The sequence below is a fragment of the Actinomycetospora sp. genome (assembly GCF_036497585.1).
Taxonomy (GTDB): domain Bacteria; phylum Actinomycetota; class Actinomycetes; order Mycobacteriales; family Pseudonocardiaceae; genus Actinomycetospora.
In genome coordinates this window covers 1-24,444 of sequence record NZ_DASXJD010000195.1, presented here as the reverse complement: position 1 = coordinate 24,444, position 24,444 = coordinate 1, and the positions used below count along the sequence as shown (strand labels likewise).

The following is a 24,444-nucleotide window of genomic DNA, read 5'->3' as shown; positions in this document are numbered from 1 at the left end:
CCAACGCCGGGGCGAGCCGGGCCACGGTGAACCGCGTCCTGCGGGCCGTGGCCGCGGACGGGCTGCTCGAACTGCGGCGCGGCCGCATCGTCGTGCTCGACCCGGCCGGGCTGACCCGGCGTGGTTCGGCGGGGTTCTAGGTGCGCTGCGCGCAGGTGAGCACTATTCCGCCCTATACGACGGATTTAGTGCTCACGTGCCTCCGGCACCCAGGAGGCCGGAGAGCCCCTTGATCGCCAGGTAGAGCCCGACGACGGCGGCGAGGGCGATCGTCAGGTGCCTGCTGTGCCGGGTCCCCCAGGCGCGGACGTCGTCGACGAGACGCCGGGTGCGCTGCGGGTCCACCACGACGCAGAGCAGCGCCCCGACCGGCACCAGGAAGCGGAGCAGGTTGTAGACGACGACCTGGAACAGCGCATTCGTCCAGGTCGGCCCGGTCTGCACGATGGCGACCAGCCCGGCGAGGTAGAACACGCCCGGCAGGTTGGTGACGGCGCCCGCCGTCGCCGCGAGCAGGGTCGACGGGTTGCGCAGCCGTGCGGTCCACGACCGGCGACGCGGCTCCCGCGTCCCGAGCCACGGCGGGGCCCACCCGAGCACGGACGCGACGGCGTAGGCCAACGCGGCGAGCCCGAGACCCAGGTCGATCACCTGCCTCACCGTGCCGTCACCGCCGCCCAGGGAGCTCGCGTGGAGCCCGGCGATGATCGCGATCCCCACCGCCAGGCTCACGACGAGGCCGGCCACGACGTAGGCCAGCAGCAGCCGCGCGGGCCGCGGCGCGAGCAGCAGCCCGTAGATCACCGCGAGCGGGGTGGCACGCAGCGCGCTGACCAGGCCGAGCAGCGCGGCTTCGGTGCTCATCACGCGCCTTCCTCGCCCGGGACCGTGCGGGACCCGTGGTTGGGCCGGATTCTCCGGCGATAACGTACCGAGCGCGCGGACCGTCCCGGGGGCAGCTCCGGTGGGCTCGTGAGGAGGCGGCACGGGTGGTCGGCGACGAGACCGTGGGCTCGACGGGTCGGGGCGTACCCCTCCCGCGCGCGGTCGTGCTCCTCGTCGGGGTGGCCGCCGCGGTGGCCGTGGCAGCCGGCGTGCGCGCGACCGCGTGGCTGATCGCGCCGGTCATGCTGGCGCTCGTCGTGGTGATCACGGTGCGGCCGGTCCACGGGTGGCTCCAGCGGCGCGGGCTCCCGCGGTGGGCGGCCGGGATCGTCCTGGTGGTGTTGGTCTACGCCGTCGTGCTGGTCCTGGCGGGCGGAATCGTCGCCTCCGTGGCGCGGCTGGCCACGGTGCTGCCGACCTACCGCGGCGAGGCCGCCGTGCTGCTCGGGTCGCTGTTCGCGCTGCTGCGTGAGTACGGGATCGGCACCCTCCCGCTGGCCGAGCTCGCCGCTTCCCTCGATCTCGGTCGGGTGATCGGGGTGCTCGCGACCGTGCTCTCGGGGGTGGCCGGCCTGGCCGGGAACGTCGTGTTCCTGCTGTCGGTGATGCTGTTCCTGACGATCGAGTCCGGCGGGTTCCGCGCCAAGCTGCACGTCCTCGCGGCCGCACGTCCGCACACCGCGGCCGCGCTGGAGCGGTTCGCGGCGGGCACGCGGCGGTTCCTACATCCCCTACGTCGGCTTCTTCATCGGGATCGTCCCGCCCGCGGTCCTCGCCCTGCTCGAGGGTGGATGGTCACGCCTGGTGCTCGTCGTCGTGATCTACGTCGTCGTCAACTTCGTGCTCTGCTCGCTGGTCCAGCCGCGCTACATCGGGGACGCCGTCGGCCTATCGCTCACTGTCGTGTTCCTCTCCCTCGGGTTCTGGGCGTGGATGCTGGGGCCACTGGGCGCGGTGCTCGCCGTGCCCCTGACGTTGCTGGTGAAGGCCGTCCTCGTCGACGCCGATCCCACCGCGTCGTGGGTGTCGAGCCTGCTCGCCGCGTGCCCCGCCCAGGCCCCGGATCCCGCGCCACTCGTTGTGGTGAAGGAGCCGCCGGAGCCGTGACCCCGGAGCGGATCTCCAGGTTGTCGGCACGTCATCCAACGGCCGCGGAGGACGTCGTCCCGCGCGGCTGGGCTCCCCCACGAGGAAGGACCCGCCACCGATGGCGACCCTCCGCACGACCGTCCTCGCGGCGGCCATGATCTCGACCGGCATGGTCTCGACCGCCGGCATGGCCCTCGCGAACGACCATGGCACCGACGGCCCCACCTACCAGGAGGGCCTGGTCAACTCGAGCGACTTCGCGCCGAACACCACCGGCGACCTGTGCAACAACGACGTCCCGGTCAACGCCGTGGGCGTCCAGGTCCCCGTGCAGGACCTCGGCCTCGGCATCCCGCTGCTCTCGAAGGCCGAGCACAGCGGCAACAGCGGCACCAACGCCAAGGGCTGCAGCAACGGGATCGCCGCGCAGAACTGAGCGGTCCGCGGTTCTGAGCGAAGGGCACCTTCGGTCGGTAGAACCGGCCGTGGGCGCCCCTCGACGGAACGCCCGCACGCCGACGGAATCGACCGAAGGGGCCCTTCGCTCGGATAGACCGAGCGAAGGGCCCCTTCGGTCAACCAGCGGACCCCGTCTCAGGCCGGGACCCGGTCGAGGAACCCCAGCACACTCGTGATCCGGCCCTCGTCGTCCAGCGTCACCACGTCGGAGCCGGCCACCGGCGCGTCGCCCTCCGACGGGCCGAGCTCCCAGGAGAAGCGGGCCTGGCGGTGGTGACCGTCGACGTCGCCGTGTAGCCGGAACACGAAGCCCGGGAACTGGTCCTGCACCCCGGCGATGAGCGACGCGATCTGCTCGCGGCCCCGCACGTCGGCGAGCGGGTCGACGTAGCTGCCCTCGGCCGCCCACAGCGCGCTCACCCGGTCCGCCCGGGCCTGCGGGTCGGTCTCGTTCCACGCCGCGATGTAGCGCTGCGCGACGTCGGCGAACTCGGTCATGATGTCCTCCTGGTGATCGGGTCTGATCGAGTGCGGACCACGCTGGCCCGCCAGAGGTAGCCGCGTCGATGACCTCCGAGGTCATGGATCGGGGGCGCCCGCCCGCCCTACCGTCCTGGGGCATGACCTCCACGGTGGCGTCGCCCGGCGAACTGCTGCGGGGCTGGCGGACCCGCCGGCGCCGCAGCCAGATGGACCTCGCGCTCGACGTCGGGGTGTCCACCCGGCACCTCAGCTTCGTCGAGACCGGGCGCTCGCGCGCCAGCCGCGAGCTGCTCCTCGACCTCGCCGACCACCTCGAGGTGCCGCTGCGCGAGCGGAACGCCCTGCTCCTCGCGGCCGGGTACGCGCCGATCTACGGCGAGTCCACCCTCGACTCGGCAGGCCTCGAGGCGGTCCGGGAGGCGCTGGGCCACCTGCTCGCCGGGCACGAGCCGTTCCCCGCGCTGGTGATCGACCGCGGCGGCGACGTGGTGATGAGCAACCGCGCCGTCGGGCCACTGCTGGGCATGCTCGACCCGGCCTGGTCCGCGCCGCCGGTCAACGTCTACCGGCTGAGCCTGCACCCCGGAGCCCTGGCACCCCACATCCGCAACCTCGCCCAGTGGGCGAACCACCTCGTGCACCGCCTCGAGCGCCTCACCGACCTCACGGGCGACCCGAAGCTGGCGGCGCTGCTCGCCGAGGTCCGCACCTACGTCCCCGACGCCGGGCCCTCGTCGCGCGACGAGCACGTGGTGCTACCGCTGCACCTGGCCCACCCCGACGGCGACCTGCGGCTCTACTCGACGATCACCCACTTCGGCGCCGCGTGGGACGTCACCCTCGACGAGCTCTCGATCGAGACCTTCGTGCCCGCCGACGCCGCCACCCGGGACCTGCTGGGCCGCTGGCGCACCGGCTCCTGACGAGCGTGTACGTGCCCCTGGGAGGCGACTATCGTCGGGTCGCGACGCTTCTCGGGGGGTCGGATGACCGGCGGGCTGCAGGTCGCGGACGGGCCGCCTCCGTTGGTGTGCGAGGAGCTGATCGGTCGCGACCTCGAGGCCGCGGCGCTGCGGGAGCGGACGACGGCGGCCCGGGACGGCAAGGGCGGGATGGTCGTCCTCGTCGGCGAAGCCGGGGCGGGCAAGTCCCGCCTGGTCGCCGAGGCCACCGCCGCGGCCCGTGCGGCGGGATCGACGGTCCTGTCCGGGCGCGCCGTGCCCAGCGTGCAGCCGGTCGCCTACCGCCCCCTCGCCGAGGCCCTGCTGGCCGCCTCCCGCGCCGGACCCGCGGTCGACGGCCCGGAGCTCGCGGGCTTCCACGGACACCTCGGCCGCATCGTGCCGGCCTGGCGGTCCGGGGCCATGACCAGCGCAGACGACTCCCCGGTCCTGCTCGCCGAGGGCGTGGCCCGGGTGCTGGGACTGCTCGGCCGGGACCACGGCTGCCTCCTCGTCCTCGAGGACCTCCACTGGTCCGACCCCGAGACCCTCGACGCCCTGGACTACCTCGCCGACGCCCTCCGCGACGGCCCGGTGCTGTGCCTGGCCACGACGCGCCCCGAGGGCCCGGCCGCCGAGCTCGTCGGTCGGCTGGCCCTCCGCGACCCGCGTGCCCGGATCCCCGTGACGCCGCTGTCCGGGCCGGACGTCGACCGCATGGTGGCCGCCTGCCTGCGGACCGCCGCCGCACCGCCCGACCTCACCGCGTTCGTCCGCACCCACAGCGAGGGCAGCCCGTTCCTCGTCGAGGAGCTGCTCGCCGGGCTCGTCTCCTCGGGGGCCCTCACCCACGACGGCGGGTGGCGCCGGGACGGCGACCTGGTCCCGACGGTGCCCGTGAGCCTGCGGGAGTCGATCCGGCGCCGGCTCGCCGCGCTCGACGCGACGGCCCGCCGGGTGGTGGACGCCGCCGCCGTGCTCGGCCGCCGGTTCGACTGGCAGCTCCTGCCGGGGATCGCCGAGATCGACGGGCGCGACGTCGTGGAGGCGCTGCGCGCGGCCGTCACCGAGCAGCTCGTCGTCGTCGAGGGCCAGGAGTTCTCCTTCCGGCACGCCCTGACCCGAGAGGCCGTGCTCGCCGACCTCCTCCCGCCCGACCGGCACCACCTCGCCACCCGGGCCTGGCCCGCCATCGAGCGGGCCCACCCCGGGCTGCCCGGCACGCTGTGCGAGCTGGCCGCCGAGCTCGCCGAGGCGGCCGGGGCCCCCGAGGAGGCGGCGGACCGCCTCGTCGAGAGCGCCCGCCGGGCCCTCGACAGCGGCGCCCTCACCACGTCCGAGGCGACGGCGCGCCGCGCCCGCCGGCTCGCCCCACCCGACGGCGCGGCCGCACTCGCGGGCGACGAGGTCCTCGTCCGGATCCTCGTGGCGGCGGGGAAACCCGGGGACGCGCTCGCCGTCGGGCGGGCCGCTGCCGACCGGCTCGGGGACGAGCCGGGTCGGCGGGCGGACCTGCTCGTCGTCCTGGCCCGGGCCGCGCTGACCGCCGGCGACACCGCGACCGCGGGCGAGCACCTGGCGGGCGCCCGGTCGGTCGCCGCCGACGACGTCGCACGGGGGGCCCGGATCGGTGCCGTGGCCGCGCACGTCGCGCTCGAGGAGGGCCGACTCGGGGAGGCAGCGGAGCTCGCTCGCGCGGCCTGCGCGGCAGGCGCCGACACCGATCAGCCCGCCGTCGAGTGCGAGGCCCTCGAGGTGCTCGGCCGGACCGCGGCCGTCGACGGGGTCGAGGCGGCGATCCCGTGGTTGCAGCGCGCCTCCGATGTCGCGGAACGCCACGGGCTCGCCGAGCGCCACCTCCGCGCCCGCCACGAGCTCGCCCTGGTCGACTGGGGACGACGCGACCCGAGGGCGCTCGGGGAGACCCGTGAGCTCGCGCAGCGCTACGGCGCCCTCACGACCGTTGCGGTGATGGATCTGAGCCTCGCCGACGTCGGGCTGTCGAACTTCGACCGGGACGGCTGTCTCGCCGGGGCGCGTGCCTGCGTCGAGGCCAGCCACCGTTACGGCCTGGCGACCGGGCCGGTCGCCCACCTCTGGCTCGCCGGGGGCCACGCGCTGGCCGGCGACGACGCTGCCATGCAGGCCGCCCTCGACGCGGCGCTGGCCCCCGATCCGGACGACCCGCGGATCCTCGGCGATCTCTACGGCAGGGTCCTGGCCACACGCTCCGTCGTCGCCGACGATCTCGACTCCCTGCCGGGTCTGCTCGACGCCATGATGGAGCACGTCCGGGTCGCGCCCCCCATGAAGTCGATCTTCCCCGGGCGGGTGCTGTGGGCCACCGTGCACGCGATCCACGACGACGACCACGGCGCCGCGGCCCGCGCCGAGCTCGCCGCGGCGACCCAGGCCATCCGGCTCCCGGTCTTCACCGAGACCCTGACGATCGTCGACGCCATCGCCCTCGGGCGGCAGGGAGACGCCGAGGGCGCCGCAGCACTCATGGCGACCGCACACGCGACGCTCTGGGCGGCACCCCTCGGCGCCGGTGTGCTCCACTCGCAACAGGTCCTCGTGGCGAGCGCCGCCATCCGTGACGGCTGGGGCGACCCGGCCGGGTGGCTGCGACGGTGCGAGGCCTTCTTCACCGGCACCGGGCACGAGCGCACCGCCCGGCGCTGCCGCACCATGCTCGCCGCGACCGGCGCCCCCGTCGCGCGCCGGGGTCCGGGCACGTCCGACGTCCCGGTCCCGCTGCGCGCCCTCGGCGTCACCGGTCGCGAGCTCGACGTGCTCAAGCTCGTCGCGCACGGACGATCCACCCGGGAGATCGGGGCGTCGCTTCACCTCTCGACCAAGACCGTCGAGCGGCACCTGAGCAGCCTGTTCGACCGCACCGGAGTGCGGACCCGCGGGGCCCTCGGGGACCTCGCCCGGGCGCACGGGGTCCTGGATGGGTGAGCCGCGGCGCTGTGTGGGGGTACCGCGACCGATCCCCCGCACCCCGGCCCGCGCCAGGCTCGTCGCATGCAGACATCAGTGCACGAGATCGCCGAGGGGGTGTACCGCCTCTCGACCTGCGTCCCCGACGCCGTCCCCGGCGGGTTCACCTTCAACCAGTACCTCGTCGACGCCGACGAGCCGATGCTCTTCCACCTCGGGCCGCGGCGGCTGTTCCCGCTGGTCGCGGAGGCGGTCGGCCGGGTCATGCCGGTCGAGCGGCTGCGGTGGCTCTCCTTCGGCCACGTCGAGTCCGACGAGTGCGGCGCAATGAACGCCTGGCTCGAGGCCGCCCCCGGCGCCGAGGTCGTCTTCAACGAGCTCGGCTGCATGGTCTCGGTCGACGACCTGGCCGACCGGCCGCCGCAGCACATGATCGACGACGGCACCTACCAGCTCGGCGGGCACCACATGCGCGCGCTGCTCACCCCCCACGTGCCCCACGGGTGGGAGGCGCAGGTCCTGTTCGACGAGACCACCCGCACGCTGCTCTGCGGGGACCTCTTCACCCAGGTCGGCGACGGCCCGGCCCTCGTGCACGACGCCGACCTGGTCACCCCGGCCATGGCGGCCGAGGAGATGTTCGGCGCGACGGCGCTCACCGGGTCCACCGCCCCGACGCTGCGCCGGCTCGCCGACCTCGAGCCCCGCACCCTGGCCCTCATGCACGGCCCGGCCTTCGCCGGCGACGGCGCCGCCGCGCTGCGCGGGCTCGCCGACGCCTACGAGGCGCGCATGGCGCAGGGGGTGGCGGCGTGACGACCGACGAGGCGCGCGGCGACGTGACCCGCGTCGAGGATCACCGCCCGACCGCCCGGCCCGAGACCGTCGAGCTGGCCCGCACCGAGACCTCGCGGATGGTCGCCCAGCTCCGCGACCTGCGCCGACCGGACTGGGCCCGGCCCACCGACTGCACCGCGTGGGACGTCCGGGCGCTCGCCGGTCACGTGCTCGGCATGACCGAGACGTTCACGAGCCTGCCGCTCATGGCCAAGACCATGATCGGCGCCGGCCGGGCGCAGGAGAAGGGCACGACCTTCATCGACACGATGACCGCCCGCCAGGTCCGCGCCAACGCCTCGCTGACGACCGGCGAGCTGATCAGCCGGATGGGCGCGGCCGGCCCGCTGCAGGCCCGGTGGCGCGGGAGCCGGCGGCTGTTGCGCGTCCTCCCGATGCCCAACGAGCTCCGCGACGGCACCACCGAGACCTGGCGGTTCGCCTTCATCCTCGACGTGATCCTCACCCGCGACACCTGGATGCACCGGGTCGACGTCGCCACCGCCACCGGCCGCCCGCTCGAGCTCACCGCCGACCACGACGGCCGGATCGTCGCCGACGTGGTCGCGGAGTGGGCGCGTCGTCACGGGCAGCCGTTCTCCCTGGCGCTGACGGGGCCCGCCGGGGGTCGGTTCGTGCACGGCGAGGGTGGCCGGGACCTGACCATCGACGCCGTCGAGTTCTGCCGGACCCTCGCCGGCCGGCTGCCCGGCGAGGGTCTGCTCGCCCAGGAGGTGCCGTTCTGATGCACGCGAACATGGAGGCGAGCGCCGCCCGCCTCGCGGCGGTGGCGGGGGCGGCTCAGCGGCCGGACGTGCGCTCGTCGCGCGACTGACCCTCGCCCACGCTCGAGCGCTCCCGACGCCGCTGCTCGTCGTCGCTGTAGGTCGACGCCACCACCGCCGCGTCGCTGTCCAGGCCCGACCCGAGGGCCCCGGCGACCGTCCCGAAGGCCGTCGCCAACCAGGCCAGCCGGACGTGGTCGGACGCGCCCTCCGGGGTGGACGCGTCGGTGGCGAACACCGGCGGCTCGAGGAAGAAGACCGTCGCGACGATGTTGAACGCGAACACCGTCGCCGCCATCGTCAGCACCCCGACGAGCAGCGTGAGGACGGTGGAGGCGTTGAGCAGCGCGGCGTCCTCGTCCTCACTCAGCTGCGACGGACGGCGCCACAGGTCGTGGGCGCCGATGATCCAGACGACCATCATCGCGATCGCCGCGACCATCGTGATCACGAGCTTCGTCCAGCTCAGCGTGCTCGCGAGCTGCCACACCGTCGAGGTGATCACCAGGTAGGCGCTGGTGGCCAGCACCGCGGCGAGGGCGCTGCGCATCCCCAGCACCATCCGCCACGGCCGGTTGTCGGCCACCATGGCCGCCAGCTGCCGGAACCGACCGCGGGACTCGGAGCGGGCCGCCCGCCCGGACGACGACGTCATGGTCACCATCGTCCAGAAATCGCCCCGGGTGTCCCGCACCGGGGTGCCGGAGCTACACCCGCGCGGCGCGCACCGCGTCGACCAGCGGCGTCGGCGCCCGACCCAGCAGGTTCTCCAGCGCCGGGCTGTCGGTCTCCAGCTCGCCGCGCGCGGCGGAGCCGTCGAGGGCGGCGACGAACTCCGCGGTCGCCCGGTCCATGCCGGCCCCGGCGAGGTGGTCGGCGAACTCCTCGACGGACAGGTCCCGGTAGGTGACGGTGGTGCCGGTGACGCCGGTGATCGTCTCGGCGAGCTCGGAGAGCGTGAACGAGGGCCCGCCGAGCTCCCAGTAGCCCTGCTGGTCGGCGATGTCGCCGGTGAGCAGCGAGACGGCGGCCTCGGCGTAGTCGGCGCGGGTGGCGGCGGAGATGCGGCCGTCGCCGGCGGCCCCGACGATCTCTCCGGCGGCGAGGAAGTCGTCGAGCCGAGCGGTGTAGTTCTCGGTGTACCAGCCGTTGCGGGCCACCGCGAACGGCAGGCCCGAGCCCTGCAGGACGTCCTCGGTCTCGGTGTGCTTCGGGGCGAGGACGAGCTCGGTCTCGTCGGCGTGGATCACGCTGGTGTAGACGACCATGCCGACGTCGGCCGCGTCCGCGGCGTCGATCACCGCGGTGTGCTGGCGGACGGCGTTGTCGGAGTCCGGGCTGGAGACGAGCAGCAGGCGCTCGATGCCCTCGAGCGCCGGGCCGAGCGTGTCGGGACGGTCGTAGTCGGCCTCGCGGATCCCCACGCCGAGGTCGGCCAGGTCCTTGGCCTTCTCCGGGTCGCGGACCAGGGCGAAGACGTTGCCGGCGGGCACGCCGCGACGCAGCAGGGCGTCCACGGCCAGGCGGCCGAGGTGGCCGGTGGCGCCGGTGACGGCGAAGGACGGTGCGGGCACGACGGGGGAGCTCATGGCCGTCAGGGTGCCCAGCGGGGGCCGTCCCACACGCCGGTCGGTGATCGAGGAGACGCTCGTGCACCCGCACGGGGCGGTACTGCGTGCACGAGCGTCCTCTCGGCGCCTCCGGTCGCCGCCGCGTTCAGCCGGCGTCGGCCAGGGGTGCCTGGCGCGGCCGCCAGCGCCGCCCGCGGGCCGGTGTGGCCGTGGTGGGCGAGGCGGTCGGTGAGGGTCGTCGGTCTCGGCGCCACCGGCGCGGAGCAGCGCGGCGACCGGGGCGTAGCCGGGCTCGTCCGCCCGCACCCGGACCGCCCACAACCCGCCAGGCGCCGACCCGCTCCGCCGTGCCCTTGAGCTCGACCTCCCCGAGCGGGACGAGGTCGAGCGCGCCCTCGACGGCGAGCGCGGTGTCCGGCCCGACGACGACGGTGCCGGGCTCGGCGGCGGTCTGCAGGCGCGCCGCGGTGTTGACGACGTCGCCGGAGAGCCGTCAGGTCCCGTCGGCGGCCCAGGTGACCACGACCTCGCCGGTGTGCACCCCGACCCGCGCGCGCACCGTCCCGGCCGTCAGGCCGAGCCTGCTCTCCAGCCCGGCGAGGGACTCGACGACCGCGAGCCCGGCGCGGACCGCGGCCCAGGCGTCGTCGGGACGCAGCACCGGCAGCCCGAAGGTGGCGAGGACGGCGTCGCCGATGTACTTCTCGACCTGCCCGCCCGCGGCCGCCACCAGCGCGAAGTAGTGCTCCTGGAGCAGCGCCACGTCCTCGGCGTCGAGGTCCTCGACCAGCGAGGTGAACCCGACGAGGTCGACGGACACCACCTGGACCAACCGTCGCTCGGCGGGCCGCGGCGGCTCGGGGATCACGGCGTGCAGTCCAGCGAGGAAGGGCCGCAGACGCACCGGCGCCCGGTTCGCGGCGGCGGTGCCTTGTCACCGGGCACCGACGGGTGCACCGTGATACAGCGCACACTCCGCGCGTCGACGAGAGTCAGCGTAGGCGGCCGCGGTGCGTCGCGGAATGCAGTATCCGCCCTCGGGGACGAAGAAGGTGACGTCGTGGTCGCCATCGCGCCGGAACCGATCACCACGCGGCCCTACCCGGCCCGCCGATCGCGGCCGGGGTCGGCCTTCGCGCACATGTTGCGCACCACCGACCCCAAGGACATCGCGATCCTCTACCTGGTCACCTCGTTCGCGTTCTTCATGATCGGCGGCCTGATGGCGCTGCTGATGCGCGCCGAGCTCGCCCGGCCGGGCCTGCAGATCCTCTCGGTCGACCAGTACGACCAGCTGTTCACCATGCACGGCACGATCATGCTGCTGCTCTACGCGACGCCGATCCTGTTCGGCTTCGCGAACTACATCGTGCCGCTGCAGATCGGTGCCCCCGACGTCGCGTTCCCGCGGCTGAACGCCTTCTCGTACTGGCTGTTCCTCTTCGGCGGCCTGATCGTGATCTCGGGGTTCGTGTTCCCCGGGGGCGCCGCCTCGGCGGGCTGGTTCGCCTACACGCCGCTCTCGGACATCGGCTTCTCCCCCGGGTTGGGCTTCGACGTCTGGGACGTCGGCCTCGTGGTGGCCGGACTCGGGACCATCCTCGGCGCGGTCAACTTCACCACGACGATCGTCTGCCTGCGCGCGCCCGGCATGACCATGTTCCGGATGCCGATCTTCACCTGGAACATCCTCGTCACGGCGATCCTGGTCCTGTTCGCCTTCCCGATCCTGACCTCGGCGCTGCTCGCGCTCGAGGCCGACCGCCACCTCGGCGCGCACATCTTCGACCCCGCCAACGGTGGCGCGATCCTCTGGCAGCACCTGTTCTGGTTCTTCGGCCACCCCGAGGTCTACATCGTCGCGCTGCCCTTCTTCGGCATCGTCACCGAGATCTTCCCGGTGTTCAGCCGCAAACCGTTGTTCGGCTACAAGACCCTGATCTACGCGACGCTCGCCATCGGCGCCCTGTCCATCGCGGTGTGGGCGCACCACATGTACGCCACCGGCGCGGTGCTGCTGCCGTTCTTCTCCTTCACCACGTTCCTCATCGCGGTGCCCACGGGGATCAAGTTCTTCAACTGGATCGGCACGATGTGGCGCGGCCAGCTGACGTTCGAGACGCCGATGCTGTTCGCGGTCGGCTTCCTGGTGACGTTCCTGTTCGGCGGGCTGACCGGCGTGCTGCTCGCCAGCCCCCCGCTTGACTTCCACGTCTCCGACACCTACTTCGTGGTGGCGCACTTCCACTACGTGCTGTTCGGCACGATCGTGTTCGCGACCTACGCCGGCATCTACTTCTGGTTCCCGAAGATGACCGGCCGGATGATGAACGAGCGGCTCGGGAAGTTCCACTTCTGGACCACGTTCATCGGGTTCCACACCACGTTCCTGGTGCAGCACTGGCTGGGCAACGAGGGCATGCCCCGGCGCTACGCGGACTACCTGCCCTCCGACGGGTTCACCACGCTCAACACGATCTCGACCATCGGCGCCTTCGTCCTCGGCGCGTCGACGCTGCCGTTCATCTGGAACGCCTTCGCCAGCTACCGCTACGGGCGGCCGGTCACGGTCGACGACCCCTGGGGCCACGGCAACTCGCTGGAGTGGGCCACCTCGTGCCCGCCGCCGCGGCACAACTTCACCGAACTGCCCCGCATCCGATCCGAGCGGCCCGCGTTCGAGCTGCACTACCCGCACCTCACCGAGCGCATCCGTCTGGAGTCGCACGTCGGGAGCGGGGGCCACAAAGCCAGCATCGGTGAGGCCGCCGCCGGGGTCACCGGGCAGGAGCACCTGCCGGGCAGCGACCCCCGCAACCGGTGAGCCACCGCCGGGAAGGCCACGAGATGTCCCACCACCGAGCCCCACCGCTGTCCCCCGACGAGGCCCGGGTGCTGCGCGCCCTCGCCCAGGACCTCACCCGCAGCGGGCCCGACCCGCTGCGCGACCCCGTCCGTCGCGGGGAGCGCGCGAGCCGCTCCCAGCTCGTCGAGCTCGGCGCCTACCTGCTCGCGATCGCCCTGATCGCGGCGCTGCTCACCTTGTCGGTGGGCCCGTTGCTCGCGATCGTCGTCGGCGCGGGCCTGCTCGTCGCGGCGACCATCAAGGCCGCCACGTCCGGCGGCGCCGAGCACCGCGATTGAGGGGCGGCGGCCCTCGACGCGCACGGCGTCGGCCTGCGAGGCTGATCCACCACGGTCCTGGAGGGCGCCCGGGTGACCATCGATCCCACACCGCCGCGCAGCCCCGACGGGCGGTTGCTGTGGTCGCGTTCGGAGGAGCTGACCGGCTTCGAGGCCCTGATGTGGCGCGTCGAGGTGGATCCGCGCATGCGCTCGACCGTCGTCATCGTCGAGACCCTGGACCTCGAGCCGGACTGGGAGCGGCTCGTCGCGGCCACCGACTGGGCCTCCCGGGTGGTCCCGCGGATGCGGGAGCGGATCGTCACCCCGTTCCTCGGGGCCGGGACCCCGCACTGGACCCTCGACCCCGACTTCGACCTGCACTACCACCTGCGCCGGCTCCGGCTGCACGACGGCGCGGGGCCCGCGGACCTGTTCGCCCTCGCCGAGCAGGGCGCGATGACCCCGCTCGACCCGTCGCGTCCGCTGTGGGAGGCGACGCTCGTGGGCGGGCTGCCCGACGGCGGCGCGGCGCTGCTGTTCAAGCTCAGCCACGTCCTCTCCGACGGCATGGGCCTCGCGCAACTCCTGGCCGGGTTGCACTCCCGCACGCGCGAGCCCACCCCTGACAAGCCCCAGCCGCCCCCGCCGACGGTCGAGCCGGGCGGGCTGTCCCGCGAGGTCGTGCGCCAGGTCAGCGGTGACCTCGCCCTGCTGGGCGGCGCCGCGTGGGGGGCGCTCGAGGCCGCGCGGTCCCTGGTGCGCCCCGACCACGCCGCCCGTGACGCCCTGGCCTACCTCACCTCCGCCGTCCGGGTCCTCTCACCGCCACCGGCGCCACCGCTCCCGGTGCTCGCCCGGCGCAGCCCCTCATGGCGCTTCCGGACCCTCGACGTGCCGTTCGAGACGCTGCGCGCGGCCGGGAAGGCGGCCGGCGGCTCCGTCAACGACGCCTACCTGGCGTCGCTGCTCGCGGCGTTCCGCCGTTACTGCGACCGGTGCGGCGACCCGGTGCCACCGTCACGCCTCATGCCCGTGACCCTGCCGGTCTCGGTCCGGCGCGCGGAGCACGAGGCCGGGGGCAACCACTTCGCGCCCGCCCGCCTCTCGGCGCCGGTCGGCATCGTCGACCCGGCCGCCCGGGTCGCCGACGTCCACCGGCGCGTCCGGGCCGCGCTCGCCGAGCCCGCGCTGGAGAGCATCGAGATCGTGACGCCGCTGCTCGCGCGGCTGCCCGGCGCCGTCACCGCCCGGCTCGGGGGCGGCGCCACCCGGAGCAACGACCTGCAGGCCAGCAACGTCCCGGGCCTGCGGGGGGAGGTGTACCTCGCCGGGGCACGGATCCTCCGCAGCTATCCCTTCGCGCCGCTGCCCGGCTGCGCGGCGATGATCTCCATGCTCACCCACGGCGAGACCTGCTGTGTGGCCGCCAACCTCGACGCCGCCTCGTTCACCGACCTCGACGGCTTCGCCGAGGACCTCGCCGATGGGTTCGCCGAGGTGCTCACCCTCGCCCCCTGAGGGGGCCCGGGCTCACCCGAGCGGCCGCGACCACGCTCCGGCGGCCTGGAGACCGGCGCGGTGCACCCGGTCGTGGTGGCCGCAGAAGACCAGCTCGCCTCCTCCCGGCAGGGTGGCGACGTAGCGGCCCGCCGCCCCGCAGCGGTCACAGGCGACCCGCTCGGTGGGTCGGGGTGCCGTGATGGTGTCGAACATGGTGCGCTCCTCGGGGCTCGGGACGGTTCTCCGTGTGGGAGTCCGAGCCTGTCGCGGGACCGCCGCGCCCGACATGGTGCGCGCCCCCGGGCCGACCGGGGGCTGGCCCCCGGTCGCCGCTACTGCTCGAGGAGACCGAGCTGGCCGAGCATGTCGAAGACGTCCCAGTAGAAGTGCGAGCTGGTGATGCGCTCGCCGTCCACCCGGTGGATGCCGGCGAGGGGCAGCGACAGGGTCCGGCCGGTGGCGGGGATCGGGGTCCCGTCGGGCCCGGGGATCGGGCCGGTGTGGGTGGCCTCGAGGCGCGACTCCTCGACCAGCAGGTCGCCCTGCGCGACCACCCGCTCGACGGTGATCGCGTTGTCGGGGAAGGCCGCCATCGTCTCGTCGTAGAACCGCAGGAGTGCCGCCCGGCCGCCGCCGAGGTCCGTGCCCGGAGCCACCAGCTCGCAGTCCTCCGTGTAGCAGTCCCGGTACGCGTCGCGGTCGCGGTCGTTCCACGCCGCTGTCGTGAGCTCCACCAGATCGGCCATGACGTCCTCCTCGCTCCGTCCGGGCCGGACGGCCCGGTACGGGTCCACCCTGGCCGTCGCGGGCGGGGACAACATCTGCCCAGCGGCATACGGGACGTGACGACGACGCCGCCGGGCGGTCTGCCACCAACTGTTCGGCGGGTGGCGTGATCACGCTCGGTGGAGCACGCTCGGCCCATGACCGAGGGGGTGCGGTCGCGGACGGCATTCGTGGGACGGACGGCGGAGCTCGCCGAGCTGCACCGGCGCGCGGCGCTCGAGCAGCTGGTGACGGTCGTCGGGCCGGGGGGCGGCGGCAAGACGCGGCTGGTGACCGAGGCGCTGCCCGGGATGCCCGCCGCCGTCGTGGGCGTCGTGGAGCTGGCGGGGTGCGCGCCGGAGGACGACCTGTGGTCGGTCGTGCTCGACGCCTGCGGCATCCGGGACGACCCGGCGCTCTCCCCGCCCGACCGGTTCGCCCACCGCGTCGGGGACCGTGGGGCGGTCCTGGTGCTCGACAACTGTGAGCACGTCCGCGAGGCCGCGGCCCGCCGCGTGGTCGAGCTGACCGGCGCGTGCCCCGGGCTGCGGGTGGTGGCCACCAGCCGCGTGTCGCTGGGTGTCCCCGGCGAGACGACCCTGGCCGTCGACGGGCTCCCCGACGACGAGGCGGCCGTCCTGTTCCTCGACCGCGCCCGGCGGGCGCAGCCCGCGCTGCCCGACGGCGACGAGGCCGACGCGCGGGTGCGGCGCATCGTCCGGGCCCTGGACGGGCTGCCGCTGGCCGTGGAGCTCGCCGCGGCCCGCGCTCGGGGCCTGCCGCTGGCCGCAATCGAGGCCGGCATGACCGACCGGCTCTCCTTCGTCGCCGCCCGGTCCGGGGTGGGCCGCGACGCCCGCCACCACTCGCTGCAGGCGTGCCTCGCGTGGAGCACGACCCTGCTCGGCGGCCGGGCCCGCGCGGCGCTGGCCGCCCTCGCCGTCGTCGAGGGTCGCTGCACGCTGGAGGCGGCGGTCGCGGTGATCGGGCCGTCCCCGGCCGGGCAGGACGGGACCGACGCCGTGACCGTGCTCGAGGAGCTCGTCGACCACTCGCTGATCCGCTTCCTGCCCGAGGAGGGGACCTACCTCGTCCTCGAGACGGTGCGGGCCCACGCCCGGGACGCGGTGCCCGACGAAGCGCGGCGCGCCGGGGCCCGCCTGACCCGGTGGGTGGCCGACCTCGCCGCCACGGCGCGGCCGGCGCTCGAGCGCGCCGACCTCGACGTGCTGGCCCGCCTCGACCGGGACGCGGCGGCGGTCCGGACGGTGCTCGCCCACGCGTGCACCCCGGAGCCCGGCCGTGGCGACCGGGGGCTGGAGGTGGCCGCCGGCGTCGTCGCCGATCTCGCCTTCTGGTGGTCGCTGCGGGGACGCTGCCGGGAGGCCCTGGAGGCGGCGGCCCGCCTGGCCGAAGCCTTCATGGACGCCGGGCGTGGTCCGGGGCCGCGCCTGCGGTGGGCGCACGCCTTCCACGCCGTCTACGCCGGCGACCTGGTCGGCGGGCTCGGGCTGGCCGCCGCGCTCGCCGAGGACGCCGGCGCGACCGACGACGTGCGGGCGCGCGCCCTGATCCTGCTGGGGATGGCCCAGGCCTTCGACGACCCGGCCGCGGCCGCGCCGGCGGTCGAGGCGGCCGTCGAGCTCGCCCGGGGTGCGGGCGACCGGTGGGGGGAGGTCGAGGCGCTCCAGGTGCTGGCCTACACCCATCTGTGGCGCGGTGACCACGCGGCCGCCGTTGCCTGCGCCGACGCGGCCCTCCCCGCTCTCGGCGAGCTCGGGCACCACCAGCTGCGGGCGTGGGATGCCGCCATCCGCGCGGAGGACTCCCGCCTGCGCGGGGACGTCGACGCCACCCGCCACCACGGCCGGGCCGGCTGGACGCTCGCGGTCACGGTCGGCGAACCGGTGAGCGCGACCGGTGCCCTCGCCCCCGTCGTCCGCATGTTGTGCCGCACCGGGGACCACGCCGAGGGGGCCCGGCTGACGACGCGGCACGCCGCGTTCCTCGACGAGCACCCCGGGTTGGGCACCACCGAGATCCTGGAGCTCTGCCGCGCCCACACCGCGGTGTGGTCCTCCCCCGCGACCGCCGGCGACCTCCTGACGGCGCTGGTGGGCGGGGCCGAGCAGGGCGGACTGTCGCTGGTGGCCGCCGAGGCCGGCGCACTGGCGGCCGTCGCCGCGCTGGCCGCGGGCGACCCGGTGCGGGCCCTGGCTGCCGCCGACCGCGCCCGGACCCGGGCACGTACGGCGGGCGCCCTGGACGTGTCCCTCGCGGCCGGGCTGGCACGGTGCGTCGCGCTGCACCGCGCGACCGGGGAGGCCGGGGTTGTCGGGGAGGTCGGGGCGGGCGACGTGCTCGCGGAGGCGCACGACGTCCTGGCCGCCGCCCACACCGCGGGCTACGCCCCGCTCGTGGTCGACGCGCTCGACGTCGTGGCGGCCCTCGCCCTCGACGCCGGTCGGGTCAAGGACGCCGCACGGCTGCACGCCGCCGCCGCCCACGCCCGCGACCGCCGCGGCTACGTCCCGTCGCCCCTGACCCGCCCGCTCGTCGACGCCGTCGGCCGGGTGGTCCTCGCCGACGACGGGCTCGCCCGGTCCCGCGCGGAGGGCGCCACCCTGGAGCTCGACGACGCGGTCGCCTACGCGCGTCGTGCCCGCGGCGCGCGCGGCCGCCCGAGCAGCGGCTGGGACAGCCTGACCCCGACCGAGCGCGACGTCGTCGCCCTGGCCGCGCAGGGCCTGCGCAACCAGGCCATCGCCGACCAGCTGCTCATCGGCACCGGCACCGTGCGCACCCACCTGCGGCGCATCTTCACCAAGCTCGACCTGACCTCGCGCGCCGAGCTGGCCGCGCTCGCGGTGCGCCGGGGCCTCTGAGCCGGATCAGGGCTTGCGGCCGACCCCGCCCGCGATACAGCGCTGCGCGGGCGCCAGCGGCTTCACGAGGGGACCGTCCGGCCACCACGTGGCGCAGACCGCGACGCCGGGTTCGACCATCTCGAGGCCGGGGAAGAGCCCCTCGATCTCGGCCATCGTCCGGAACCGGCCGCTGCCCATGGGGCTGTGGACGAAGACCTCCTCCATCCGGCGGGCAAGTGCGCTGTCGTCGTCCTCGGGGTCGTAGAAGTGCGCCGCCACCACGTAGGAGCCGGAGGGCAGGGCCTCGACGTACTCCGCCATGATGTCCTGCGGCGAACGCGCCGGGTCGTCGTAGTGGTGCAGCGTGCCGTTCTGGATGAGCACGATCGGCTCGTCGAAGTCCAGGAACCCGCGGACGCCCGGGTCGGTGAGGACGCTGCTCGGGGTGAAGATGTCGGCCGGGCTGAAGATCGTCTGTTCGTTGTCCTCGAGCAGGGCCCGTCCGTGCACGACGACCGACGGGTCGTTGTCGACGTAGACCACGCGCGACTCCGGCCGCAGCCGCTGCACCACCTGATGGGTGTTGTCGGCCGTGGGCAGACCGGAGCCGCAGTCGAGGTACTGGACGACGTCGGTCTGGCTGGCGAGGAACCGCAGCGCCCGGACCAGGAAGGCGCGGTTGTCGACGGCGAGCAGCTGGACCTCGGGAGCGACCTTGCGGACCGCCTCGATCGTCTGGCGGTCGGCCTCGTAGTGGTCCTTGCCGCCCAGGGCGTAGTCGTACACGCGGGCGATGCTCGCCTTGGTCGTGTCGATCTGGACGGGCGTGCGACCGTCTCCGGTCTTCGGGGCGGCCATCAAATCGGTCCTCATCACGGGGTCGGGATCGGCGGACGGCCCACCCTATCCGGTGCCCCGCGCCGTCACGCCTGCTCCTTCCGCGCGCAGACCGTGGTCATCATCCAGCACTGCAGCCACTGGTCGGGGTCGTCGAGCAGCGCGACTACACCGGGGGCTCCGTCGTGGGGGCAGGGCTGAAGTCCGGGGAAGGCTCGACAGGTCACCAGGTCGTATGTCCCGGCCGGCAGGGTGTCGGTCCGGGCGTCCGCGCGCCGCACGGTGAGGTTCTGCGCCGGGACCAGGTCGAGCAGCGTCGTGTCGATGTCGAGCGAGGTGACGCTCCCCGGCGACCCGACCTCCGCGCAGAGCCACTCGGCGATGCTGCCGGTGCCGCCGCCCAGTTCCAGACAGTGCCAGCCGGGCCGGACGCCGACTCCCTCGAGATGGCCACGGGTCCAGGGGTCGAGAATCCTCGACATCAGGTCCAGGCGCTGGTACGCGACCGTCGCGGAATCGTCGAAGATGTAGGACCGCAGCGGTGCCGTCGGTGCTCCCGGCGAGGCCGGGCGCATGTCAGGACCTCGCCTTCTTCTTCGGCAGGTACAGGTCGGTGAGGGTGCCCTCGAACGCCTCGGCGGCCATCCCGACGGTCTCGGACAGGGTCGGGTGCGGGTGGATCGTCAGCCCGATGTCGGCGGCGTCGGCGCCCATCTCGATGGCCAGCGCGGCCTCGGCGATGAGGTCTCCGGCCGACGGGCCGACGATGCCGGCGCCGATGATGCGGTCGGTCTCGGTGTCGAAGAGGAGCTTGGTGGAGCCCTCGGAGCGGCCCAGCGACAGCGACCGCCCCGACGCCGCCCACGGGAACGTCCCGGTGCCGTAGGACAGGCCCTGGGCCTTGGCCTCGGTCTCGGTGACCCCCGCCCAGGCCACCTCGGGGTCGGTGTAGGCCACCGAGGGGATGACGCGGGCGTCGAAGGCGCTGGGCTTCCCGGCGGCGACCTCGGCGGCGACCTTGCCCTCGTGCACGGCCTTGTGGGCCAGCATCGGCTGCCCGATCACGTCGCCGATGGCGAACACGTGGGAGACGTTCGTGCGCTGCTGCGCGTCGACGGGGACGAACCCGCGGTCGGTGACCGCGACCCCGGCGGCGTCGAGGCCGAGCACGTTGCCGTTGGGGACGCGCCCGACGGCGACGAGGACGGCGTCGAACGTGTCGGTCTCCGGGGCCGCGTTCTTCCCTCCGGCTGCGCCCTCGAAGCTGACCACGAGGCCGTCATCGGCGGCCTTCACGTCGGTGACCTTGGTGGAGAGGTAGATGTTCTCGTAGCGGGAGCCGATGTGCTTCGCCAGCGGCTTGATGAGGTCCTTGTCCGCGCCGGGGATGAGCTGGTCCATCAGCTCGACCACCGTGATCCTGGAGCCGAGCTCGGCGTACACGGTGGCCATCTCCAGCCCGATGATCCCGCCGCCGAGGACCAGCAGCCGCTCCGGCACCTCGGCCAGGTCGAGCGCCGAGGTCGAGTCGAGCACCCGCGGGTCGTCGTGCGGGACGAACGGCAGCCGCACCGGCTCCGACCCCGCCGCGACGATCGCCTGGTCGAACCCGACGACGGTGCGCGACCCGTCCGTCGTCGTGACCTCGACGCGGTGCGGGGAGAGGAATCGGCCGGTCCCCTGCAGCGTCGCGACCTTGCGCTGCTTCGCCAGGCCGGCCAGGCCGCCGACGAGCTTCCCGACGACGCCGTCCTTCCAGGAGCGCAGTCGGTCCAGGTCGATGCTCGGGGCGCCGAAGGACAGGCCGTGCTCGGCCATCTCCTTGGTCTCGGCGATCACCTTCGCGGCGTGCAGCAGCGCCTTCGACGGGATGCAGCCGACGTTGAGGCAGACCCCGCCGAGGGTGTCGCGGCCGTCGACGATCATGACGTCGAGCCCGAGGTCGGCGGCCCGGAACGCCGCGGTGTAGCCGCCGGGCCCGGCGCCGAGCACCAGCAGCCCGACGTGGCGGTCCTCTGCCCCGTCGGACGCGGGGGCCGCCGGCGCCGTCCCGGGTGAGGCCGAGGCCGGCGCGCCCGGGTGCGCCGCCGCCGAGGGCGTGCCGGCGGTGGAGGTCTTCTGGGTGGGCGCCGGGGTGGCCGGCGCGGCGGCGGCGTCCTCGGCCGGGGTCAGGACGAGGATCGGGGTCCCCCGCGAGACCCGGTCGCCGACCGCGACCCGCACCTCGGTGACCGTCCCGGCGACCTCGGCCGGCACGTCCATCGTCGCCTTGTCCGACTCGAGGGTCAGCAGCGGCTCGTCGAGCGCGACCTCGCTGCCCGCCGTCACGTGCACCTCGATGACGGGCACGTCGGTGAAGTCCCCGATGTCGGGGACCTCGACCACGGTCTCGCCGGCCATGCAGATCTCCTTGGTCAGTTCGGGAAGGGTGCGCTGCGCGCTCGTGAGCACTTTCCGGGGCTATAGCCCCGGAAGGTGCTCACGAGGGCTCCGCCCACCTACAGGAGCAACCGCCGCTCGTCACCCATCACGTGCGCGAGGTGACGGGTGAAGCGAGCGGCCAGGGCGCCGTCGATGACGCGGTGGTCGTAGGAGAGACACAGCGGTAGCAGGGTCCGCGGCTCGAACTCCGAGCCGTTCCACACCGGCGCCACCCGCGAGCGCACGACGCCGAGGATCGCGACCTCGGGCGCGTTGACGATCGGGGTGAACGCGGTGCCACCGATCCCGCCGAGCGAGGAGATCGTGAAGCTCGCGCCGCGCATGTCGTCGGCGGTGAGCTTGCCGTCGCGCGCCCGCGCCGACACCTCCCCCAGCTCCTTCGACAGCTCCACGATGCCCTTGCGGTCCACGTCGCGGACCACCGGCACGACGAGCCCGCCGGGCGTGTCGACAGCGACCCCGAGGTGGTAGTAGCGCTTGAGGATCAGCGCGTCCTTCTCGGGGGTCAGCGAGGCGTTCACCGTCGGGAACGCCTTGAGCGCCGAGACCGCGGCCTTCATGAGGAACGCGAGCAGCGTGACCCGGTACCCCTCGGCCTTCGCCGCGGTGTCGAGCTCCTTGCGGTAGGCGTCGATCCCGGTGATGTCGGCGTCGTCGTTGTGCGTGACGTGCGGGACGTTGAGCCACGAGCGGTGCAGTGCCGGGCCCGAGATCCGGGTGATCCGCGAGAGCGGCTGGGTCTCGACGGGACCGAACACCGAGAAGTCCTGCGCCGGCACCTCGGGGATACCGGAGCCCCCCGACGGTGCCGCCGCCGCGGGCGCGGCCGGCGCCGCCGCCCCGTCGCCACCCCGCACGAAGGACAGCAGATCGGACTTCGTGATCCGCCCCTTCGGCCCGGTCGCCGGGATGCTCCCGAGGTCGACGCCGAACTCCCGGGCCAGCTTGCGAACGCTCGGCCCGGCGTGCGCCGGCAGCTCCGAGGACGCTCCCGACGACGGCGCTCCCGACGACGGCGCCCCCGACGACGGCGCTCCCGACGACGGGGGCGCGGCCGTCCCGTTCCCGCCCGGGGTCTCCGTCGCCGGTTCCTGTGCGGTCGCCTCGGCGTCGGCGGCTGCCCGGCCGCCGTCCGGGGCGGGGGCGCTCGGCGCGTCCTCGGCCGGCTCACCCTCCCCCGAGTCGAGCACGATCACCGGCGTGCCCTGACTGACGGTGTCGCCCACCGAGACCAGCACCTCGGTGACGAGCCCGGCATGCGACGAGGGCACGTCCATCGTCGCCTTGTCCGATTCGAGGGTCAGCAACGGGTCGTCGACGGCCACGACGTCCCCGGGCGAGACGTGGACCTCGATGATCGGGACGTCGGAGAAGTCGCCGATGTCCGGGACGGCGACCTGGGTAGCAGCGGGAGCCGACATCTGAAGGGGGTCTCCGATCGGTTCTCAGGCGTGGGCCGGGGCCGGACGTTCCGGGTCGATCTCGTACTTGGCGATCGCGTCGGCGACCACCGAGGTCTCGACGACGCCGTCGCGGGCCAGCGCCGAGAGCGCGGCGATGGTCACGTAGCGGCGGTCGACCTCGAAGAAGTCGCGCAGCGCCCGGCGGTAGTCCGACCGACCGAACCCGTCGGTGCCGAGCACCTCGAAGCGGCGCCCCACCACCCAGGCCCGGATCTGGTCGGGGAAGGCGCGCATGTAGTCGCTCGCCGCCACCACCGGGCCCGGGGGTCGCCCGGCGAGCTGCTGCTCGACCCACGACTGCCTCGGCTCCGACGTCGGGTGCAGCATGTTCCACCGCTCGGTGTCCATGCCGTCGCGGCGCAGCTCGGTGAAGCTGGGCGCGCTCCACACGTCGGCGACGACGCCCCAGTCGGACTCGAGCATCTCGGCGGATGCCATCACCTCGCGCAGGATCGTCCCCGACCCCATCAGCTGCACCCGCGGCTTCTCGGCCCGCGTGGAGGATGAGCCTGCCTTGGCGCGCGACCGCCGCGCCCCCGGCTTCACCGCCGGGGAGCCCTCGGCCAGCAGGTAGAGCCCCCGGACGATCCCCTCCCGCACCGTCTCCTCGTCCTCGGTGCCGAGTCCGGGCATCGCGGGGTGGGGGTAGTTCTCGTTCATCAGGGTCAGGTAGTAGAAGACGTCCTCCTGCTCGACGTACATCCGGCGCAGCCCGTCGGCGACGATCACCGCGACCTCGTGGGCGAAGGTCGGGTCGTAGGACACACAGTTCGGGATCACCGCCGAGAACAACTGCGAGTGGCCGTCCTCGTGCTGCAGCCCCTCGCCGTTGAGCGTCGTGCGCCCCGCCGTCCCGCCGAGCAGGAAGCCCCGCGCCCGCAGGTCCCCGGCCGCCCACGCGAGGTCGCCGACCCGCTGGAACCCGAACATCGAGTAGTAGATGTAGAACGGGATCATCGGGACGTCGGAGGTCGAGTACGCGGTGGCCGCGGCGATCCACGACGACATCGCGCCCAGCTCGTTGATGCCCTCCTGCAGCATCTGCCCGTTCTGCGCCTCGCGGTAGGACATCAGCTGGCCCTCGTCCTCGGGCGTGTAGAGCTGACCGACCCGGGAGTAGATCCCGAACTGCCGGAACATCCCCTCCATGCCGAAGGTCCGGGACTCGTCGGGCACGATCGGGACGACCCGCTTGCCGATCTTCTTGTCCCGCAGCAGCGTGTTCAGCACCCGGACGAACGCCATCGTCGTCGAGATCCGGCGGTCCCCGGACCCGGCGAGCTGCGCCCCGAACGCCGAGACGTCGGGGACCTCGAGCGACTCCGAGCGCCGTCGCCGCGCCGGGAGCGAGCCGCCCAGCGCCTCCCGGTGGCTGTGCAGGTAGGCCGCTTCCTCGTCCCCGAGGTGCAGATACGGCAGCTCGTCGACGTCGGCGTCGGCGACGGGCA

At 74.2% G+C, this 24,444-nt stretch carries 23 protein-coding genes and 1 pseudogene; 12 read left to right on the top strand and 12 right to left on the bottom strand.

Annotated features, from left to right (window positions below; genetic code table 11):
* The coding region (locus tag VGH76_RS18695) for a helix-turn-helix domain-containing protein (RefSeq protein WP_331558221.1) at positions 1-140 on the top strand (140 nt) is incomplete at its 5' end.
* Between the two features lie 52 nt (positions 141-192).
* On the opposite strand, the gene VGH76_RS18690 is transcribed toward VGH76_RS18695, so the two are convergent.
* A complete protein-coding gene (locus tag VGH76_RS18690; RefSeq protein WP_331558218.1) occupies positions 193-864 on the bottom strand; it encodes a GAP family protein in 672 nt (223 codons plus the stop codon).
* Between the two features lie 35 nt (positions 865-899).
* Between VGH76_RS18690 and VGH76_RS18685 the strand changes: the two are divergent.
* From VGH76_RS18685 to VGH76_RS18675, 3 genes and pseudogenes are all read left to right on the top strand, one after another.
* Positions 900-1,448 (top strand): annotated as a pseudogene (locus tag VGH76_RS18685) (AI-2E family transporter); the annotation flags it as partial.
* Positions 1,449-1,611: 163 nt separating this feature from the next.
* Positions 1,612-1,992, top strand: coding sequence for an AI-2E family transporter (locus VGH76_RS18680; protein WP_331558220.1), 381 nt, complete (start codon positions 1,612-1,614; stop codon positions 1,990-1,992).
* Between the two features lie 100 nt (positions 1,993-2,092).
* Positions 2,093-2,410 carry a hypothetical protein gene (locus VGH76_RS18675; protein ID WP_331558217.1) on the top strand — a complete coding sequence of 106 codons (318 nt, stop codon included), beginning with the start codon at positions 2,093-2,095 and terminating at the stop codon, positions 2,408-2,410.
* 158 nt (positions 2,411-2,568) lie between these two features.
* Here VGH76_RS18675 and VGH76_RS18670 read toward each other — a convergent pair whose 3' ends face one another.
* Positions 2,569-2,931 carry a nuclear transport factor 2 family protein gene (locus VGH76_RS18670; protein ID WP_331558216.1) on the bottom strand — a complete coding sequence of 121 codons (363 nt, stop codon included), beginning with the start codon at positions 2,929-2,931 and terminating at the stop codon, positions 2,569-2,571.
* Between the two features lie 122 nt (positions 2,932-3,053).
* On the opposite strand from VGH76_RS18670, the gene VGH76_RS18665 reads away from it, so the two are divergent.
* The 4 genes from VGH76_RS18665 to VGH76_RS18650 all read left to right on the top strand — a co-directional run bounded on the left by VGH76_RS18665 (position 3,054) and on the right by VGH76_RS18650 (position 8,386).
* Positions 3,054-3,839 (top strand): helix-turn-helix transcriptional regulator, encoded by a 786-nt coding sequence (locus VGH76_RS18665; protein WP_331558215.1) that lies wholly within the window; start codon positions 3,054-3,056, stop codon positions 3,837-3,839.
* A 63-nt stretch (positions 3,840-3,902) separates the two neighbouring features.
* Positions 3,903-6,821: a helix-turn-helix transcriptional regulator gene (locus VGH76_RS18660; protein WP_331558214.1), complete on the top strand. Its 2,919-nt coding sequence runs from the start codon at positions 3,903-3,905 to the stop codon at positions 6,819-6,821.
* A gap of 66 nt (positions 6,822-6,887) precedes the next feature.
* Positions 6,888-7,619, top strand: coding sequence for a hypothetical protein (locus VGH76_RS18655; protein ID WP_331558213.1), 732 nt, complete (start codon positions 6,888-6,890; stop codon positions 7,617-7,619).
* Complete coding sequence (locus VGH76_RS18650) at positions 7,616-8,386, top strand: maleylpyruvate isomerase family mycothiol-dependent enzyme (RefSeq protein WP_331558212.1); 771 nt, start codon at positions 7,616-7,618, stop codon at positions 8,384-8,386. Before VGH76_RS18655 ends, VGH76_RS18650 begins: the two co-directional genes overlap by 4 nt.
* A 55-nt stretch (positions 8,387-8,441) precedes the next feature.
* On the opposite strand, the gene VGH76_RS18645 is transcribed toward VGH76_RS18650, so the two are convergent.
* The 3 genes from VGH76_RS18645 to VGH76_RS18635 form a co-directional block, all read right to left on the bottom strand.
* Positions 8,442-9,080, bottom strand: coding sequence for a hypothetical protein (locus VGH76_RS18645; protein ID WP_331558211.1), 639 nt, complete (start codon positions 9,078-9,080; stop codon positions 8,442-8,444).
* Positions 9,081-9,132: 52 nt separating this feature from the next.
* Complete coding sequence (locus VGH76_RS18640) at positions 9,133-10,014, bottom strand: NmrA family NAD(P)-binding protein (protein WP_331558210.1); 882 nt, start codon at positions 10,012-10,014, stop codon at positions 9,133-9,135.
* Positions 10,015-10,489: 475 nt separating this feature from the next.
* Complete coding sequence (locus VGH76_RS18635) at positions 10,490-10,864, bottom strand: adenylate/guanylate cyclase domain-containing protein (RefSeq protein WP_331558209.1); 375 nt, start codon at positions 10,862-10,864, stop codon at positions 10,490-10,492.
* A gap of 192 nt (positions 10,865-11,056) precedes the next feature.
* On the opposite strand from VGH76_RS18635, the gene ctaD reads away from it, so the two are divergent.
* From ctaD to VGH76_RS18620, 3 genes are all read left to right on the top strand, one after another.
* Positions 11,057-12,820: a cytochrome c oxidase subunit I gene (gene ctaD, locus VGH76_RS18630; protein ID WP_331558208.1), complete on the top strand. Its 1,764-nt coding sequence runs from the start codon at positions 11,057-11,059 to the stop codon at positions 12,818-12,820.
* A gap of 23 nt (positions 12,821-12,843) precedes the next feature.
* A complete protein-coding gene (locus tag VGH76_RS18625) occupies positions 12,844-13,140 on the top strand; it encodes a DUF3040 domain-containing protein (protein WP_331558207.1) in 297 nt (98 codons plus the stop codon).
* Between the two features lie 72 nt (positions 13,141-13,212).
* Positions 13,213-14,640, top strand: coding sequence for a wax ester/triacylglycerol synthase domain-containing protein (locus VGH76_RS18620; RefSeq protein WP_331558206.1), 1,428 nt, complete (start codon positions 13,213-13,215; stop codon positions 14,638-14,640).
* A gap of 12 nt (positions 14,641-14,652) precedes the next feature.
* Here VGH76_RS18620 and VGH76_RS18615 read toward each other — a convergent pair whose 3' ends face one another.
* Both VGH76_RS18615 and VGH76_RS18610 read right to left on the bottom strand, forming a co-directional pair.
* Complete coding sequence (locus VGH76_RS18615; RefSeq protein ID WP_331558205.1) at positions 14,653-14,835, bottom strand: DUF7455 domain-containing protein; 183 nt, start codon at positions 14,833-14,835, stop codon at positions 14,653-14,655.
* A 119-nt stretch (positions 14,836-14,954) separates the two neighbouring features.
* Positions 14,955-15,368: an ester cyclase gene (locus tag VGH76_RS18610; protein WP_331558204.1), complete on the bottom strand. Its 414-nt coding sequence runs from the start codon at positions 15,366-15,368 to the stop codon at positions 14,955-14,957.
* A gap of 177 nt (positions 15,369-15,545) precedes the next feature.
* Here VGH76_RS18610 and VGH76_RS18605 point away from each other — a divergent pair, with 177 nt between their 5' ends.
* The gene (locus VGH76_RS18605) at positions 15,546-18,272 is read left to right on the top strand and encodes a helix-turn-helix transcriptional regulator (RefSeq protein WP_331558203.1); all 2,727 of its coding nucleotides are present in this window, start codon (positions 15,546-15,548) and stop codon (positions 18,270-18,272) included.
* 6 nt (positions 18,273-18,278) lie between these two features.
* Here VGH76_RS18605 and VGH76_RS18600 read toward each other — a convergent pair whose 3' ends face one another.
* From VGH76_RS18600 to VGH76_RS18575, 5 genes are all read right to left on the bottom strand, one after another.
* The gene (locus tag VGH76_RS18600; RefSeq protein ID WP_331558202.1) at positions 18,279-19,112 is read right to left on the bottom strand and encodes an SAM-dependent methyltransferase; all 834 of its coding nucleotides are present in this window, start codon (positions 19,110-19,112) and stop codon (positions 18,279-18,281) included.
* Between the two features lie 65 nt (positions 19,113-19,177).
* Entirely contained in the window at positions 19,178-19,666 is a 489-nt protein-coding gene (locus VGH76_RS18595; RefSeq protein WP_331558201.1) for a class I SAM-dependent methyltransferase, read from the bottom strand.
* 1 nt (position 19,667) lies between these two features.
* The gene (gene lpdA, locus VGH76_RS18590) at positions 19,668-21,542 is read right to left on the bottom strand and encodes a dihydrolipoyl dehydrogenase (protein WP_349257493.1); all 1,875 of its coding nucleotides are present in this window, start codon (positions 21,540-21,542) and stop codon (positions 19,668-19,670) included.
* 47 nt (positions 21,543-21,589) lie between these two features.
* Positions 21,590-22,954, bottom strand: coding sequence for a 2-oxo acid dehydrogenase subunit E2 (locus VGH76_RS18580; RefSeq protein ID WP_331558200.1), 1,365 nt, complete (start codon positions 22,952-22,954; stop codon positions 21,590-21,592).
* Positions 22,955-22,978: 24 nt separating this feature from the next.
* Positions 22,979-24,444: transketolase-like TK C-terminal-containing protein (locus tag VGH76_RS18575; RefSeq protein WP_414637756.1), on the bottom strand; the 1,466-nt coding region annotated here is incomplete at its 5' end.